14 protein-coding genes and 1 tRNA gene are annotated in these 16,443 nt (G+C 66.2%); 10 read left to right on the top strand and 5 right to left on the bottom strand.

The features are described from left to right. Positions 1–57 precede the first annotated feature (57 nt). Positions 58–651, top strand: a complete 594-nt coding sequence (locus Q9293_RS12255) for a hypothetical protein (protein ID WP_306246867.1) — start codon at positions 58–60, stop codon at positions 649–651. A 64-nt stretch (positions 652–715) separates the two neighbouring features. Further along, positions 716–2,020 (top strand): tRNA (N6-isopentenyl adenosine(37)-C2)-methylthiotransferase MiaB, encoded by a 1,305-nt coding sequence (miaB, locus tag Q9293_RS12250; RefSeq protein WP_306246865.1) that lies wholly within the window; start codon positions 716–718, stop codon positions 2,018–2,020. Here miaB and Q9293_RS12245 read toward each other — a convergent pair. Further along, complete coding sequence (locus tag Q9293_RS12245) at positions 2,017–2,904, bottom strand: aldose 1-epimerase family protein (RefSeq protein WP_306246863.1); 888 nt, start codon at positions 2,902–2,904, stop codon at positions 2,017–2,019. The two genes, miaB and Q9293_RS12245, sit on opposite strands and share 4 nt — an antisense overlap. 76 nt (positions 2,905–2,980) lie before the next feature. On the opposite strand from Q9293_RS12245, the gene Q9293_RS12240 reads away from it, so the two are divergent. Both Q9293_RS12240 and Q9293_RS12235 read left to right on the top strand, forming a co-directional pair. Further along, on the top strand, positions 2,981–3,514 hold the full coding sequence (locus Q9293_RS12240) for a glycoside hydrolase family 19 protein (protein ID WP_306246861.1): 534 nt from the start codon (positions 2,981–2,983) through the stop codon (positions 3,512–3,514). A 103-nt stretch (positions 3,515–3,617) separates the two neighbouring features. Then, positions 3,618–5,639 carry a PAS domain-containing methyl-accepting chemotaxis protein gene (locus Q9293_RS12235; protein WP_306246859.1) on the top strand — a complete coding sequence of 674 codons (2,022 nt, stop codon included), beginning with the start codon at positions 3,618–3,620 and terminating at the stop codon, positions 5,637–5,639. A gap of 13 nt (positions 5,640–5,652) precedes the next feature. On the opposite strand, the gene Q9293_RS12230 is transcribed toward Q9293_RS12235, so the two are convergent. Then, positions 5,653–5,738 (bottom strand) — tRNA-Leu (locus Q9293_RS12230). Positions 5,739–5,802: 64 nt separating this feature from the next. Here Q9293_RS12230 and Q9293_RS12225 point away from each other — a divergent pair. The 6 genes from Q9293_RS12225 (at position 5,803) to Q9293_RS12200 (ending at position 13,766) form a co-directional block, all read left to right on the top strand. Then, a complete protein-coding gene (locus tag Q9293_RS12225; protein WP_306246857.1) occupies positions 5,803–6,168 on the top strand; it encodes a cytochrome c in 366 nt (121 codons plus the stop codon). 26 nt (positions 6,169–6,194) lie between these two features. Further along, on the top strand, positions 6,195–6,557 hold the full coding sequence (locus tag Q9293_RS12220) for a cytochrome c (protein WP_306246855.1): 363 nt from the start codon (positions 6,195–6,197) through the stop codon (positions 6,555–6,557). 19 nt (positions 6,558–6,576) lie between these two features. After that, complete coding sequence (locus Q9293_RS12215; RefSeq protein ID WP_306246853.1) at positions 6,577–9,963, top strand: UvrD-helicase domain-containing protein; 3,387 nt, start codon at positions 6,577–6,579, stop codon at positions 9,961–9,963. Positions 9,964–10,045: 82 nt separating this feature from the next. Beyond that, a complete protein-coding gene (locus tag Q9293_RS12210) occupies positions 10,046–10,873 on the top strand; it encodes an energy transducer TonB (protein WP_306246852.1) in 828 nt (275 codons plus the stop codon). A gap of 65 nt (positions 10,874–10,938) precedes the next feature. Beyond that, positions 10,939–13,080, top strand: a complete 2,142-nt coding sequence (locus Q9293_RS12205) for a TonB-dependent siderophore receptor (RefSeq protein ID WP_306246850.1) — start codon at positions 10,939–10,941, stop codon at positions 13,078–13,080. Positions 13,081–13,085: 5 nt separating this feature from the next. After that, complete coding sequence (locus tag Q9293_RS12200; protein ID WP_306246848.1) at positions 13,086–13,766, top strand: PepSY-associated TM helix domain-containing protein; 681 nt, start codon at positions 13,086–13,088, stop codon at positions 13,764–13,766. Here the strand turns inward: Q9293_RS12200 and Q9293_RS12195 are convergent. The 3 genes from Q9293_RS12195 to Q9293_RS12185 all read right to left on the bottom strand — a co-directional run bounded on the left by Q9293_RS12195 (position 13,750) and on the right by Q9293_RS12185 (position 16,280). After that, complete coding sequence (locus Q9293_RS12195) at positions 13,750–14,838, bottom strand: hypothetical protein (protein WP_306246846.1); 1,089 nt, start codon at positions 14,836–14,838, stop codon at positions 13,750–13,752. The genes Q9293_RS12200 and Q9293_RS12195 overlap by 17 nt on opposite strands. Positions 14,839–14,907: 69 nt before the next feature. Beyond that, positions 14,908–15,369, bottom strand: a complete 462-nt coding sequence (locus Q9293_RS12190) for an SRPBCC family protein (protein WP_306246844.1) — start codon at positions 15,367–15,369, stop codon at positions 14,908–14,910. Next, positions 15,366–16,280 carry a TIGR01777 family oxidoreductase gene (locus Q9293_RS12185; protein ID WP_306246842.1) on the bottom strand — a complete coding sequence of 305 codons (915 nt, stop codon included), beginning with the start codon at positions 16,278–16,280 and terminating at the stop codon, positions 15,366–15,368. The genes Q9293_RS12190 and Q9293_RS12185 overlap by 4 nt, the downstream gene beginning before the upstream one ends. Between the last annotated feature and the right edge of the window lie 163 nt (positions 16,281–16,443).

The following is a 16,443-nucleotide window of genomic DNA, read 5'->3' as shown; positions in this document are numbered from 1 at the left end:
ACAGAGGGTCATATCCAAGGTAACTTTATACAAGGCTTTTGTGCGGGCGGTGGGAGCATGGCATCCGAGGATCTCTGGCGCGCGACGCTGCATGATTTCAACAACCTGCTGGCTGGCCTCCAGGGCGTGCTCGATCTCAGCGACCCCCGGCTGCCCCTGGACGCGCGGAACCGCCTGCGGCTCAGCACCACCATCGAGGAGGGAAAAACCCTCATTGCGATGGCCCGGGCGCTGGCTTTGGGCCGCCGTCCCGATCCAGGCATGGCGCCCTGGGCCGAGTGGAAGGCGGGCCTGGAGTCTCGGTTGGAACCTCTGGCCGAGCTGTTCCGCTGCCCCTGCCACCTGAGTGGGATCGACCTGGAGGGAAGCACCTGGCCCACACCCCTGCTGCAGGATTGGGCCGCGGCCTTCACTCGGCAGGTTCTTCCCTGGGCCGTGCCTGGTCCCCTGCAGGTCGAGGCATCCATGGGACCCGAGGCCTGGGTGCTGACTTGGCTGGGTGATGCGCCCTTGCCTTTGGGATTGAAACCGGATCCTCCGGCCGACGGCCCGAAGAACCTCTCCATCCTCTGGTTGCGGGCCCTTGGGAAGGACATGGGCATCACCCTGGAGGAGACCCCTCGTGGCCTGGTGGCCCGCTTGCCACGGTAGGGCTTGCTCAACCGCGCGTGGCACGGCCCCCGACCGCCGGTACAATGGAGGATTCGGGAGTGCCATGAAGTTCCATATCCAAACCTGGGGCTGCCAGATGAACGACCACGACGGCGAGAAGCTGTCGGGGCTGCTTGCCGAAGAGGGGTTCGAGAGCGTTGAAGCATCTGAGGATGCAGACCTGGTGCTGCTGAACACCTGCTCCATCCGCGAGAAGGCCGTGCACAAGGTCTACTCTGAGCTGGGCCGCCTGCGCGAGGAGAAGCTGCGTCGGCCCCTGCTGGTGGGTGTCACGGGCTGTCTGGCCCAGCAGGAACAGGCGGCGCTGTTCAAGCGGGCTCCGCACATCGACTTCGTGCTGGGCACCATGGCCCTCAAGCAGCTGCCGCGCCTCGTGGCCGAGGCCCAGGCGGGCAAGGCCCGGGTCATGGATACGGGCGAGTATCCGGACAATCACCTGTTTCCCCCGGCGGTCACCCGGCGCCGCGACACCGCCAAGGCCCTGGTGACCATCACCGAGGGCTGCAACCACGCCTGTACATACTGCATCGTGCCCACCACCCGAGGGGTGGAGCGGCACCGGCCTTACGCCGATGTGCTGGCGGAAGTGCGTGGCCTGGTCACGCGCGGCTACCGCGAGGTGGAACTGCTGGGCCAGAACGTGAACAGCTATGCCGGAGGCTGCAGCTTCGCAGAGTTGCTGGAGCGGGTGTCTGAGGTGGAAGGTTTGGAGTGGATCCGCTTCACCACCAGCCACCCCATGAACTTTACGAAGGAACTGGCCCGCGTGCTGGTGAGCAATCCCAAGGTGGCCCCCTTCCTGCACCTGCCCCTGCAGAGCGGCAGCGACCGCGTGCTCAAGCGCATGCTGCGGGAGTACACCGTGGGCGAGTACCTGGAGCGCCTGGGCTACCTGGGCGAGGGCCGCGAGAAACTGTCCCTGAGTACCGATTTCATCGTGGGTTTCCCCGGCGAGACCGATGAGGACTTCGAGGCCACGCTGAGCGTGCTGGATCAGGTCGCCTTCGATGGCTCCTTCAGCTTCATCTACTCGCCGCGTCCAGGCACACCCTCCCTGCGCTTGAAGGACGATCTGCCCATGGCGGTGAAATCCGAGCGGCTGAAGCGGCTGCAGCAGCGGCAGACAGAACTCACCCGAGCCAGCAACGAGCGCTTTCTGGGTCGAGAGATTCCCGTGCGGGTGGAAACCCATGGGCCCAACGAGCATGGCTGGTGGCTGGCCCGCAGCGGCGAGTGGAAAACCATCCATCTGGTGGCAGGGCCTGGGCGCGTCCTGCCCTTTGGCGAGCTGGTGCAGGCAAAGGTCACCCTGGCCAGTCCGCACTTCCTGGGGGCTGAGCTCGTCTAGGCCTGACTGACGCTGAAGGACCAGCAACGGCTGGCCCCTGGCGCGATGAGGAAACTTCCTGGCTTGTCGGCGAAGGCTCCCTCCCAATCCATGGGATCGGCGTACCCCGACCAGGGTTCGATGCAGAGGAAGCCCGGTTTGGGCCCCGCAGCGGGTTTTGTCCAGATGCCCAGATGCTGGAAGCCCTCCCAGCGGAAGGTGAGGGCGGGGCCACCCTCGGCCTCGAAGCGAAGTCCCTGGCTGCGCGGTTCCAGGAAGAGCAGGGCGTCCTCTGCGAACAGCCCATCGTGGAGGGGCAGGACGCGGTCGTGAATGGGCGTGGCGTGGTGATCGGGTGTGAGCAGCCCGTCGTGATTGAGGCGTCGCAGGGGGCCCGGTTCCTGTTCATCGAAGACCAGGCGGTGGGCTGTTTGGGCCACGCCGGAGGCCAGGGGCCAGCGGAACGCGGGGTGCAGGCCCAGGCTGGCGGGCAGAGCCGCGTCACCGGGGTTGTGCAGGTCCAGCCCCATGTGGAAGCCCGCCTCGTCCAGGCTATAGCTGATCCGCAGCCGGAACGGGAAGGGATAGCAGGCGCGGGTTTCGGCATCATCGCGCAGCTCCAGGGTGCAGGCCGATTCACTGCGGCTGATCCAGGAGAAGGCGCGGTCCCGGGCGAAGCCGTGCCGGTGCAGGGTGAAGGTGGCATCGCCCTCGCGGAAGGCGTCCCCCTTCAAGGTGCCCACGATGGGAAAGAGAATGGGCGCATGGCGGGGCCACAGTGGCCCGGCGTCCCACAGCACATCCGCATCTCCGAACCGCAGCGACTGCAGTTCGGCTCCCGTGGCCGCAATGCTGGCGCAGAGGCTGGAATGGGAATGGTCGAGGTACAGGCGATGAATGTCCATTCCGACATGATGCCCGGCCCGTGGTAGATTGGCCTCCCCGTCCTTCACGCACGCCGCTTTCCCTTGGGAGCCAGTCATGCCGTTCACGGCGGATGCCATCGCGACCCTCCTGCATGCCCCTCTGGCCAATGTGGAGGCGCACTGGCCCCTGGTCACTCAGGCCCTCGCGGCGCTTGATATCCGGGATGCCAGCGTGGACATCGCGGCCATTGCCACCATCGGGGCAGAGAGCTATGTGTTCGCGCCGGAAAAAGAACAGGGCAGCGATGCCTATTTCCGCCGCATGTACGAGTTCGACCGCAGCCTGGGCAATGTGGAGCCTGGTGACGGCGTGAAATACTGCGGTCGGGGCTTCATCCCCCTGCTGGGCCGGGCCGAGTACGCGCGATTCGGGAAGCTGGTCGGGGCCGACCTTGTCGAAAACCCGGATCTCGCGCTGGATCCGGCTGTGGCCGCGCGCATCCTGGCCTACGACTTCATGCTCAAGGGCGTGCCGAAAGCCGCCGCCGAAGGCGATTGGGTGAAAGTCAGGCGGCTGGTTCACGGTGACTTGTCGGGCTGGAAACGGTTCAACGGGATCCTCATTCCGCTGCTGAAACTGCTGCCCTAATAGTCAAGAACCTCCAGGCCCGCTCCGAAACAGGAATTGAGACTCCCACTCCCATAGGTGCATCCAAGGGGTGGTTGTTTTGATTTCCTCTTCGGAGCTGCCCATGCGCATCAATCAACCGGTTACGCGGGTCGAGCGGCACCTCCAGGAAGGCGCTTTCATTGTCTCTACCACGGATCTCCGGGGCGTCATCACGTCTGTGAATGAGGAATTCATCCGGGTGAGTGGCTTCACGGAAGCGGAGCTCATCGGCCAGCCCCAGAACCTGGTGCGCCACCCGGACATGCCTCCGGCAGCCTTCGAGGATCTGTGGCGCACCATCAAGGCCGGGAAACCCTGGCAGGGCATGGTGAAGAACCGGTGCAAGAACGGGGATTTCTACTGGGTGGACGCCAGCGTTACCGCCATTGTGGAAAACGGCCAGACCGTGGGCTATGTGTCCATCCGCAGCAAGCCCGCCCCCGATCAGGTGGAGGAGGCCGAGCGCATCTACGCGGCAGCCCGGGCGGGCAAACCCATGGAGGACCCCGAGCGGAAACTGCGGGTTCTCTTCAAGGATATGGGCTTCAAAAACCGCGTCTGGACCGCCACGGCCGTGGTGCTTGGCATCTTTTTCCTCATGGGTGCCATCAATTTCGTGGGACTTTCGGCCACGCGAGCCGAAGTGGCTGACATCAAGGAGGAATACCTGCCCACCACCCTCCTGGCGGCCGACTTGGCCTACCAGACGGTGCAGGTGCAGCAGGCGCTCACCGATGCCTCGCTCACCAAGCGGTCCGAGCCCCTCAACGAGGCAGCAGAGGCTGCGGAGGCTTTTCGCAAGGCCAGCCAGGATTTCCGGAGGCGGGCCAAACTCGATGTGGGCAACGTGAAGCAGTTGGAGGAACTGGACAAGACCTTCGCCGCCTTCTACACCACCGGCCAGGCCATGGTGGCCGCCTATCAAGGCCAGGGGGTTTCGGAAGGCAACCGCATCATGGCGGATTTCGACAAGGCCTCCGAAGCCATCACAGCTCAGGTGATCAAATTGCGTGACTCCGAGGCCAACGATCTGATGGGGAAGCTGTCGGCGGTGTCGGCCCACACCACCACAGGTTCCTGGGTGCTCGGGGGTGGCTCTCTCCTGGCCCTGCTGGCGGGTTTTCTCGTGTTCGGCAAGCTCATCGAGATCCTCGACTACCAGCTGGGCGGTGATCCCAAATACGCCCTCATCGCTGCCCGGGAACTGGCGGATGGAAACCTCCGGACACCCATTCCCATTCGCATCGGCGACCGCAGCAGCCTGCTCTACACGGTGCGCCGGATGCAGGCGCACCTGAAGAACACCATCAACCGCATCCATTTCGACGCGGATCGGGTGCGGATGAACAGCGGCATCATTTCCTCGGCCTCCCACGAGATCGCCACCACCAGCCGCGAGATCGCCCGGAGCGCAGACGAGCAGCGCCTCTCCACGGACCGCATGGCTTCGGCCATTGTCGAACTGTCGGCGTCGGTGAAGGAAGTGGCCGATCATGTGCAGTCCAGCCATGTGCGTTCCACCGAGGCCGCCAGGGCCGCCCAGGCGGCCGATGCCTCAGGCCAGGCGGCCCTCAAGGCCATGAACCGGGTGGAGGAGTCCACCGCCCAGATGGTGGAGGCTGTCCAGGTGATCCAGGACATCGCCCGACAGACCAACCTCCTGTCTTTGAACGCCGCCATCGAGGCCGCCACAGCGGGGTCCCTGGGCAAGGGCTTTGCCGTGGTGGCCGAAGAAGTGCGGAAGCTGGCAGAGCGCAGCGACGCCTCGGCCCGGGAGATCGCTTCACTCATCGAGGGCAACAACAAGGCCGTGGCCCAGGGCAAGACCACCGTGCAGGAAGTGGTGAGTTCCCTGGCGATGATCCGGGATCACATCTCCGAAGTGGCGGCCATGTCCACCCAGATCGAGGGCGCTTCGGCCGAACAGGCCAAGGCCAGCGAGGAAGTGGCCAAGCAGGTCGAACTGGGCGCCCAGCAGGCCATCCAGAATGCCAGCGCCGCCATCGAGCTCTCCGGCACGGTGGACAGCAATGCCGCCACCACCCAGGATCTGGTGAGGACCGCCGATGGTTTGAGCAGCCTCTTGGGAAGGTACAAAACCTAGCCCCTCTCACCACTGGTGCGCCCGGCCGGACTCGAACCGGCACGCCCTTGCGGGCAACGGATTTTAAGTCCGCAACGTCTGCCATTCCGTCACGGGCGCGTGGTTCTGGCCTTACGCTCGTTCCAGCCTAACGAGAGACGGCCGCACATGGTAGGTTCGACACATGGTCCTGCGTTCTGCCGCGCTGCTGCTTGTGTTCATCGTCACGCCCCTGGCCGGGGAGGTCCGGGATCTGAAGGCCTTCTTCCAGGAACGCTGCGCGGTGTGCCACGGTCCGGAGGGCACGGGCCGGGGACCTGGCGGCGCCCGGCTGGGGGGGCGCAACCTCACGGATGCCCGCTGGTTCGCCAAGCAGGATGAGAAGGATCTGGCGGCCTCCATCCTCAAGGGCCGGGGCGCCATGCCAGGTTTCCGGCGGCACCTGGACGAGGCTGAAGCGCGGCGCCTGGTCACCGAGGTCATCCGGCCCATGGGGCGCGGAGGGAAAAAGCCAGGTGCGCCTTTGCAGACGGATCTTCCCCGGCCATAGTGGGTTCATCCCACCACGAGGTCTCCATGCGGCGCCTGCCCCTGATGCCAGCCCTGCTGCTCGTTGCGGGACTGTCGGCCCAGGCACCCGTGAAATCGCTGAACGAGCTGAAGGCCTTCTATGTGGCCAGCTGCGCCCGCTGCCATGGCCCCGATGGCTCGGGACGAACCCCCAAGGGGAAAAAACTTTGCGCGCCGGATTTCACGGATGCCACGGTCATGGCCCGGAAATCGGATGAGCGGATGGTGAAGGCCATCCGCAAGGGCATCTTCTTCGGGGTGGTGATGCCGCCCTTCAAGAAGCGCGTCAGCGAGGTCGAGGCTCAGGTCATGGTTTCGGAACTGCTTCGCAAGGCCGAGAAGGGCAAGGACATCACACCGGCCCGGTAGGGGCCTGTAGCATGGTGGGATGCCTGGCCACGCCCCCGAACCGCACGACCATCCCCTTCTTCAGAACCTGAACGCCCCCCAGCGGGAGGCGGTGTGCCACGCCCGCGGCCCCCTGCTCATCCTGGCGGGCGCGGGTTCGGGCAAGACCACGGTGATCACGAGGCGCATCGCCTGGCTGATCGAGGAGGAGGGCGTCCAGCCGGGTTCCATCCTGGCCATGACCTTCACGAACAAGGCCGCCGAGGAGATGCGTGAGCGTGTGCAGCGGCTGGTCTCGGTGCCCGCGGCGCAGATGTGGGTGAGCACCTTCCACAGCTTCTGCACGCGCATCCTGCGCCGGGAGGGCGACCGCACGCCCGTGGGCCGCGACTTCGTCATCTTCGATCCCTCGGATCAGAAGAGCCTCGTCAAACAGGTGCTGGCGGAGCTGAAGCTGCCCGAAAAACAGTTCCACCCCAAGAAGGTGCTGGAACTCATCAGCGACTTCAAGAACCGCTGCCTGCTGCCCGAGGAGGCCCGGGAAGAGGCTCTGGACCCCTGGACCCGCAAGGTTCTGGACGCCTATGACCTCTACCAGAAGGGTCTGAAGAACCACCGCGCCTGCGATTTCGACGACCTGCTGCTGTGGACGGAACGCCTCTTCCGCGATCCCGTGGTGCAGATGCAGTACGCCGAGCGCTTCAAGTTCATCCTGGTGGACGAGTATCAGGACACCAACCGCGCCCAGTACCTGCTGGTGCAGCACCTGGCGCGCAGGCACCACAACATCTGTGTGGTGGGCGATGAAGATCAGTGTCTGGCCAAGGGCACGCGGATCCGCATGGCCGATGGGAGGGAGCGGCCCATTGAGAAGCTGGCGCCTGGGGATCTGGTGCTTGCAGGCCACGGCAGTGGCGATTTCCGGCCCGCGACAGTGCTGAAGGCCTCGATGCGAAGCCGGGATGGACTGGGAGTCCGCATCACCACCGAGTCTGGCCATGTGCTCGTCAGTACGCCGGAGCACATCCATTTCGCGGGCTACCGCTTGGGGGCCACACCTCAGCTTCATTTCGTCTACCTCATGCACAAGCAGGGCGTGGGCTGGCGCCTGGGCACCAGCCAGACGCATACCCGCGGACAGGTGAAGCCGGTGGTGGGGTTCCTCCAGCGGGCGAGGCAGGAGCATGCGGATGACCTGTGGGTGCTGTCTACTCACGGGAGCGAGCAAGAGGCGCGGATTCAGGAGGAGATCTGGTCGCTGCGCTACCAGCTTCCCACGCTGCCATTCGTCCCTTGCAAGGGCGGGTCCACTCGAGGGCTGGTTCACGATGCCCAGGCCATCCGGCAGGTGTTCGGTTCTGTGGATTCTCAGGCCGGGGCCGAGCGCCTGCTGGCGGACCTGGGCATGGCGGTAGAGGCCCCCCACCACCGCGCTCAGGCCAGCACAGGGAAACGCCGCCAGGTTGTGGTGACCCTTTGTGGCGACCGGCGGGGGAAGCGCCCCATGCACCGCCTCTCCATGGTGGGACAGAGTCCCGAGGACCGCCGCATTCTTGAGGGCCTGGGCCTGTCGGTGCGGCCAGCAAAGGCTGGATCGCGAAGTTGGAGAGTCGAAACCTGCGCGGCCTCCTTCTCGACGATTCGCAAGATGGCAGATCGCATCCGGAAGCATCTGGAGGCCGACCTCCAGCTTAGGGCCCGGCTGGGCGCCAGTCCTGGCCGTGAATCCAGCAGCCTGCCCTTCCTGCCCGCCTGCAATCTGAAACCGGGCATGGCCTTGTTCGATGGGCAGGGCGGATTGGAGGTGGTGGCCAAGGTGGAGCGCGTGCCCTTGAAAGCCGAAGTCTTCGATCTGGACATCGAAGGTGTCCATAACTTCATCGCCAATGGCTGCCTGACCCACAACTCGATCTATGGCTGGCGTGGCGCCGACATCCGCAACATCCTCGATTTCCAGCAAGACTTTCCCGAAGCCATGCGCATCGAGCTGCTGCAGAACTACCGCTCCACGGAGAAGATTCTGGATGCGGCTTCGCAGGTGATCTCCAACAATTCGCAGCGTGTGGAGGGGAAGGGCGCGCTCAAGACGGATCTGGGCGAGGGCGAGTCCATCATTTTCAAGCTGAGTGACGAGGGTCGCCTGGAGGCGGAATGGGTGGTGCAGCGCATTCAGGAACTGCGCTACCAGGAGCCGGAGGCGAAGATCGCCGTGCTCTATCGCGCCAACTGGCAGTCCCGGCAGATGGAAGAGGCGCTGCGGGCGCAGAACCTGGCCTACCGGCTGGTGGGCGGCGTCAAGTTCTACGAGCGCCAGGAAGTGAAGGATTTGATCTCCTACCTGCGGCTCATCTCGAATCCCTTCGACCTGGTGAGCTTCCGCCGCTGCGTGAACGCCCCCACCCGTGGCGTGGGCCCCACCACCCTGGGCAAGATCGAGGGCGCCATCCCCGAGGGCGGCACGCCGCTGGAGGGGCTGGCGGTGCTGCTTCGCTCGGGCGAACTCAAGGGCAGGGCCCAACGCGAGATGGGCAAGTTCCTGGATCTGTTCCAGCGGGCTGCGGGCGAGCGCGAGGCGCAGGGCCTGGCGGGCCTGGTGAAGTGGGTGCTGCAGGAAAGCGGGTACCTGCAGAGCCTGGAGGATGAAGCCACGCTCGAAGCCGAAGGCCGCATCCGCAACCTCGAGGAATTCCTCAGCGCCGCGGCGGAAATGGAATCCCTGGGCCTGCGCCTCTCGGAGTTCCTGGACCGCATCACCCTGGCGGCGGACACGGATCAGATCGAGGAGGCCGCCCACCTCAGCCTCATGACCATCCACTGCGCCAAGGGCCTGGAGTTTCCCTTCGTGTTCGTGGTGGGCATGGAAGAGGATGTCTTCCCCAATCGCAATGCCCGCGAGACGCCGGAAGGGCTGGAGGAGGAGCGCCGCCTCTTCTACGTGGCCATCACCCGCGCCCAGCGCCGCCTCACCCTCAGTGCGGCCCGTCGGCGGCGCATCATGGGCACCGAGATGCTCGGCATGCCCAGCCGCTTCCTGCGGGAGATTCCCAGCGAAGCGCTCACCGCGCCCATCCGCTGGGGTACGGTAATCTATCAGGCAGGCGAGGGCGTGCGGCCCGGCAATTCCTTCAGCCGCGGTGGCGGGGGCGCCTCGGTGGCCACGGAGTTGCAGCGCATCCGCAGCTTTTTCGATCGTGTGAAGGAGCCTTCTGCACCGGCTGCAGCGGATACCCCCCAGAGGCTGGAACCCACCGAGCCGCAGGATGCCAGTGCCTTCCCCGCAGGCACCCGCGTGCGCAGCGCCCGGTTCGGCCTGGGCAGCATCCTTGCCGCATCGGGACGGGGAGACGGGCTCACCTACACCGTGCGTTTCGACCAGGGAGGCGACAAGCGCATCATGGCGCGCTTCGGTGGGCTGGAGCGGGCCTGAAACGGAGGCCTGTTTCCGGGGACGGGCGTGATTTGAGTCAAAACGGTATTGAGACGCTATCTCAATTGTGTAGACTGGGGGCATGGGAAACGTGCTCACCACCTCCGTCCTCTCGGCCCCGTTGGGCGACTGGCCCTTGCCAGCCGCCACGCCAGGCATCGGTCCCTCTTCGCTTGCCCAGGCGCCCATTCAGCTGGCGGAGCCTCCCATCCTTGGCACCCTGCCCAAGGGTCCCCGCTCGCGGGTGATGGCCCTGTCAGTGGCGGTGTACGGGGCCCTCTTCAGTGCGGCGTTCGTGCTGGCTGTGGCCGCGCCGACTGCGCCAGCTCCGTTGCGCGCCGTGACGGTGGCTCTGGAAACCTTCGATGCCCCGGCCCCGCCTCCACCGCCGGTCTCATCGCTGGCCCCTGCCACGACCAACCAATCTGCCACCTCGGCGCCCCGCGCGGAAGACCTTCAGCCCATGCCCCAGCCCGCCGAACCCAGCCCGGTGCTGGCTGTGGGATCGGGCCAGCTCCCTGCCCAGGGGCCTGCGGGGGGCGTCCCTGGTGGGCAGGGGGGTGGTGTGATGGGTGGCACCCTCGGCGGCCAGGTGGGCGGCTCGCTGGAGGGTTCGGCCAGTGCGGTGGTGGCTCCTCGCTTCGATGCGGCCTACCTGCAGAACCCCGAACCGGATTACCCGGCCCTGTCCAAGCGCTTCGGTGAAGAGGGCAAGGTGATTCTCCGGGTGCTCGTCAACCCCGAGGGCCAGCCCGAGCAGGTGGAAGTCCGCCAAAGCAGTGGCCACGCACGTCTGGATCAGGCTGCCCTGGGCACTGTGAAGCGCTGGCGCTTCACGCCCGCCCGGCGCGGGACCGAGCGCCTGGCCGCCTGGGTGCTGGTTCCCCTTTCCTTCCAACTGGACGCCTAGTCCATCCAACCGCTTCTGAAGCTCGGCCTCGCGAGGCCTGGGATTCCTCTGCCTGAAAGGCCCCCATGTCGCACGTTCTGCTGCTCTCCCTCCTCACCTGCCTGGCCCCGCAAGGAACGGCCCAGCAGGAGCCCGCCCAGGTTCCTCCGCCGAAGGAAGCCGCCCTGCCCGAAGTGAAGGTGAAGGGCAAGAAAACCAAGGATCGCGAGCGGGCCGACGGCCCCGTCAAGAGCTACCGGGCTCGGCGTTCCGCCACGGTCACCAAGACCGACACGCCCCTGAGCGACGTGCCTCAGTCCGTGCAGGTGGTGCCGGAAATGCTGGTCAAGGATCAGGGCATGAAGAGCATGGCCGACATCATCCGCTACGTGCCGGGGGCCTCGATGAATCCCGGTGAAGGCGGGCGCGACCAGCCGGTGCTCCGCGGCATCAGCACCACCTCGGATTTCTTCGTGGATGGCCTGCGCGATGACGCCCTCTATTTCCGGGACCCCTACAACGCCGAGCGCATCGAGATTCTCAAGGGGCCCAGCGGCATGACCTTCGGTCGCGGCGGTGGGGGCGGCGTGGTGAATCGCGTGACCAAGCGCCCGTTGGAGCAGGCCCTCACGCAGGCGGAATTGAGCTTGGGAAGCTGGCAGGACAAGCGGGCCAGTGTGGATGTGAGCGACCGCCTCGGAACCCAGGCAGGCTTCCGGGTGAATGCCGTGGCCGAGGATGCCAAGGGCTTCCGCGAAGGGTTCAAACTGCGCCGTTCCGGCATCAACCCGGTGCTGGAGTTCGCGCTCGGCCAGGACACGCTGGCCCTGGTGGGGGTGGAACATTTCGAGGACCGCCGCACCACGGACCGCGGCATCCCTGCGCTCAACGGCCGACCCCTGGACGGGGCGCGGGAGACCTTCTTCGGCGATCCCTCGCAGAGCCCCAGCGCGGCGGTGGTGGATAGCCTCAGCGCCAAAGTGGAAACCAGCCTGGCCCCGAATGTCCTCCTGCGAAACGCGCTGCGCGTCACGCGCTACGACACCTTGCGCCAGAACGTCCAGCCCAACAGCGTGGTGGATCCCGCCACGCGCTTGATGAAGGTGTCCGCCTACAGCCAGTCCAACCTCCGCACCAATGTGTTCAATCAGACCGAACTCGAAGTCCGCGGCCGGATCGGTGGCATGGAGCACCTGCTGCTGGCGGGTCTGGAACTGGGCCACCAGGACAGCGACAACACGCGCCTGACGGGCTATTTCGGAACGGCCACCACCGCCACGGTGGATGCTTCCAGCCCCCGGGCCTCGGTCACCCGCTGGGCCGCGGCCAGCAGCGACACCCACAACGAAGTGACTGCCAACATCGCCGCGCTCTACCTGCAGGATCAGATCACGCTCTCCAGCCAGTGGAAAGCGGTGCTGGGGCTGCGCTACGACCGTTTCAGCGTGGCGCTGGATGACCGCAGCTCTGCCAACGTCGACCTGGCCCGCACCGACAAGGCCGCCTCGCCTCGGGCTGGCCTCATCTACCAGCCCAACGCCGCGTCCTCCTACTACGCCAGCTACAGCTACGCCTTCCTGCCCAGCAGCGAAACCCTGTCCCTCAGCGCCAGCAACGCCGATCTGAAGCCAGAGAAGGCCACCAACTGGGAAGTGGGCGGCAAGTGGGATCTCAGCGCAGGCTTCGCCCTCACGGCGGCGGCCTTCCGTCTCGACCGCGCCGATGTGAAGAGCAAGGATCCCAACGACCCCACCAAGCTGGTGCTCTCAGGACTCCAGCGCACCGATGGCGTGGAGATCGGCTTCCAGGGCCAGGTCACGGAGCGCTGGCAGGTCTATGGGGGCTTCGCCCAGCTGGATGCCCGCGTGGTGAAGGCCACCGGCGGCAGCGCCACCAGCGCCGCGGTGCCGGCCGGAACGCAGGTGCCGCTGGTGCCCCGCCGTGCCGCCAGCTGGTGGAACAAGGTGGATCTGTCAGACTCGTGGGCGCTGGGGCTGGGCCTCATCCACCAGGCCGACACCTATGCGAGCACCACCAACACGGTGCTGCTGCCCGCCTTCACCCGCGCCGACGCAGCGGTCTACTTCCGCTTCGGCAAGCAGAACCGGCTTTCCCTCAATGTGGAGAACCTCTTCGACCGCCGTTACTACCCCACCGCGGGCAACGACTACAACATCACCGTGGGCACGCCGCGCCGCGCTCAGCTCACCCTCTCCTGCTGCTTCTGAGGCCCATGAACCGCTCCGGCATGCCTTCCCATCTGAGCCACGCGACGGGATTCCGCCGCATTCCGCGGCATCCCCGCAAGGCGGCCTTCCTCCGCGTGCTGCGCAAGCTCCACGCCTGGGTGGGGCTCAGCGGCGCCGCGTTCGGCCTGCTGTTCGGGTTCACGGGAATTCTGTTGAACCACCGGGGCGTCATGAAGATCGAGGCGGGCCAGATCTCCGAGCACAAGGTGACGGTGGAGTTTCCCGAAGCGCCCGCCAGCCCGGAAGCCCTGGCCCAGGCCTTGGCGGCGCGGTTCAACGTGCCCATGAACCGGGTGAAATGGCTGACCAAGGCGGGAAAACCCGGCCGCATGGGGGGTGCCCAGGTCAAGGTGGCGGATCAGTGGACCGTGGCTTTCTTCGGCCATGCCCACTTCGCCTTGGCCACCTATACGCCGGGCAACCGCACCGTGGAACTGGAACAGAAGGACGCCAACTTCCTTCAGGTGCTCAAGCGCCTCCACAAGGGCGATGGCGGCCAGATCGGCTGGATCCTGTTGTCCGATGCCTTCGCAGGCGCCCTGCTGTTCCTCACCCTTTCGGGCATCCTGCTGTGGACGCGGCTGGCGGGTCCGAAGCTGCTGGCCGCGGGGCTCGCCGTGGGCGGCCTGGCCATCGCCATTCTGGTGGTCAGTCGCGCTTGGTGAGTCCGCCAGTGGGCAACGCCAAGGCGAGGATGCGGTGATTGTAGAGGTCGGCGACCCACAGCCGGTCGCCATCGGCCAGCAGGGCGGCGGGGCGGTTCAGTTCGCCCTCGCCGAAGCCCCGCTGGCCGTTGCCGTAGAGGGTGGATACCTGGCCGTTCCGGCGATCGAAGGCGAGGATGCGCTGGCCGTTCATCTCGGCCACCAGCACCTGCTCGCCACGGCTGGAGATGCCATGGGGCATGGCCATCTGCAGGCCCGGAAAGGGTGTGCCGAGGCCCGTCTCCGGGCGCCAGGTGCGCAGCGTGAGGGTGCCGCAATCGGCGATCCAAAGGGTGCCCTGATCGTCGAGGCAGAGGTCCATGGGCCAGGACAGACGGCCCGGGAATCCGTCCTGCAGGCCGCGATGTCCATCGCCCGCCACGGTGCTGACTTGGCCGTTCTGGATCCGGCGCACGCGCGCATTGCCGATGTCTGCGACGAAGAGTTCGCCGGCAGGGCCCCAAAGGACGGCATGGGGCGAGCTGAAGCGAGCGGTGGCGGCGGGGCCATCCTGCATGCCGGAACGGCCGCCGCTTCCGGCCAGAGTCATGACCTCATAGCCGCCGTTGCCGCGGGGCATCAGCAATCGGATGGTGTTGTTGCCCACCTCGGCCACGGCGATGGCGCCATCGGCACGCACCGCCACCCCGTGGGGCGATTTGAAGCGGGCGGTTTCCGCGGGGCCATCCTGGTAGCCGGCCTTGTCGGGGCCGCCGGCCAGGGTGTGGACGCGGCCCTCCAGATCCATGCTGCGAATGGCGTGGTTGTTGATGTCGGCGAACACCACCGTGGTGGCGCCCAGCTTGGCCAACCGGATGGGCTTGTCCAGGCGGGCCAAGGGGCCTTGGCTGTCGATGAAGCCTGACTCGCCTTGCCGCGAACCCGCCAGTGCCTTGGCGGTCAGGTGGAGGTGGGCGCCGCCATGTCCCGGTTTCACGAAGAAGACGCGCAGGAAGGCAAACCAGATCCACAGGCCCGCGGCCACCAGCAGCAGCGCAAGAGCGATCAGCACAGGCTTCAACCAGCGGCGCACGGGATCTCCTGGAGAGGTGACCGAGCATACCAAATCCGCCAAGCGCCATCGCCGCGGCGGGCCTGCCACCTAGCGGCTGACGAAGCGCTCCGCCAACACCTGCTTGCGATAGGCGAAGATCCGCGCCACATCTTTTCGCACCCACAGAGCCGTGAGGAGGGAGCCGATGACGCCCCATCCCAAGCGATAGCGCACGCGGTCGGTCATGCGGGTGCCGCCATCGGGCAGATCCTCGAAGCTGTGGGTGTGGTGCCACAGGGCGTAGGGGCCGGAGATTTGCCGGTCCACGAACCGCTCGCCGGGGATGTAGGTCTCGATGAGGGTGCGCCAGCGAATGGGAAGCCCCCGTACTCGGATGCGGTAGTCGAACAGGGCACCCTCCCCGCGGGGCAGCGGTTTGGGCGTGAGTACCTCGAAGCGCAGCCAGGGCGGGGTGAGGGCCTCGAGGTTGGCGGGGTCGGCGAAGAAGGCGAAGACTTCCGCACGGGGAACCGGCAGATCCTGGATGGAGACGAAGATCTCTTCCCTCATAACAGATCCTTCAGGGCCGCCTCGGCCGTGGGAAAGCGGAACTGGAAGCCCAGGGCCTGGGCGCGGGCGGGCCTTACCATGGCCCCTTGGAGCAGCAGCGCCTCAGCCATTTCCCCGAGCAGCAATTTGGTGGCGAAGGTGGTGAGAAACCCCGGCACGGGCAGCAGAGGCCGATGCAGCTCTCGGGCGAGCAGCCGGGTGAAGGTCTCGTTGTCGAGGGGCTGGGGGGCGGTGCCATTGAAGGGGCCTTCCCAGGCTGAATTCCGGGCGGCCTCCAGCAGCATGGCCACCAGGTCGTCGAGGTGGATCCAGCTGAGGCCCTGCTTTCCCGTGCCCAGCTTGCAGCCCTGGAACCAGCGGACGGGCAGGGCCATCTTAGGCAAAGCCCCGCCTTCGCGGGCCAGCACCACGCCAATGCGAATGAGGGCCACGCGGACTCCGAGGGCAGTGGCCTTCTGGGCCTCCTGTTCCCAGGCCTGGCAGACCTCGGCCAGGAAACCAGCGCCAGGGGCGGAGCCTTCCTCCACGGGCGCTTCAGCGCGGGGGATGTAGTAGCCGATGGCCGAGGCGTTCACCAGGGCCTTGGGTGGTTGGGTGCAGGCCTGCATGGCCGAAACCAGCCGCGCAGTGGCTTCCAGTCGGCTCCTGCGGATGGCGGTCTTGCGGGCGGCCGTCCAGCGGCCCTCGGCGATGCCTTCCCCCGCCAGGTTGATCACCGCTCCGGCGCCTTCCAGCAGACCCGGCAGCTCCTCCCAACCGCAGGCAGAAGCCCCGGCCGGCACATGCAGGGTTTGGGGATTCCGGGTGAGCACTTGCACGCGGAACCCGTGATCCAACAGCGCTCGGACCAGCTTCCGCCCAACCAGGCCCGTGCCGCCAGCCACCACGATCCTGTTCAGGTTGGTTCCCATGGGGTGCGCTCCGTGTCTAATTATATACCTGAACAAAATTCCATCGATGAAGAATCAACAGGGTTTTCCATCCGAAGACCTGGTGGCCGCGGCAGGGCGCTCGCGGAGCCCAAGTTGTTAAACCCGGCCTCGGGCCTGGCGTAAGCCATCCATCTATCCCATC

Source organism: Geothrix sp. PMB-07 (assembly GCF_030758935.1).
Taxonomy (GTDB): domain Bacteria; phylum Acidobacteriota; class Holophagae; order Holophagales; family Holophagaceae; genus Geothrix.
Note: the sequence above shows the minus strand (reverse complement) of the source record. Positions and strands in the feature narration are given on the sequence as shown.